Source organism: Citrobacter sp. TBCS-14 (genome assembly GCF_005280805.1).
Taxonomy (GTDB): Bacteria; Pseudomonadota; Gammaproteobacteria; order Enterobacterales; family Enterobacteriaceae; genus Citrobacter; species Citrobacter gillenii.
Genome location: NZ_SZWM01000812.1, coordinates 1 through 284 on the forward strand (window position 1 = coordinate 1; position 284 = coordinate 284).

Below are 284 nucleotides of genomic sequence, written 5' to 3' on the forward strand. Positions count from 1 at the left end.
TTTCTATAATTTCATTGAATTAGCATAATTAGCACCTTTTTTCAATGTTGTTTTAACGTCTTGCATACCCTTTTTTTCAACTAAGAAGTACATGCCATGATAGCCACTAGTATAATTAGCTCTAGTCCCTGCATTAACTACTATTTTATCGCCTTTTTTAACTTGCTTTAAGTTACTTGACAATTGCCCAGTATTTTGATATCTGGCATAAGTATAGGTATGACCGTGGCTTCTGATTAATCTAGTTCTTCGGCTTGCAGCATTTGCCTTAGCCTTAAACTCTG

At 34.5% G+C, this 284-nt stretch carries 1 protein-coding gene; it reads right to left on the reverse strand.

The genetic code is table 11. The features are described from left to right. Positions 1–3: 3 nt before the first annotated feature. The coding region (locus FDX22_RS21445) for a hypothetical protein (RefSeq protein WP_146717742.1) at positions 4–284 on the reverse strand (281 nt) is incomplete at its 5' end.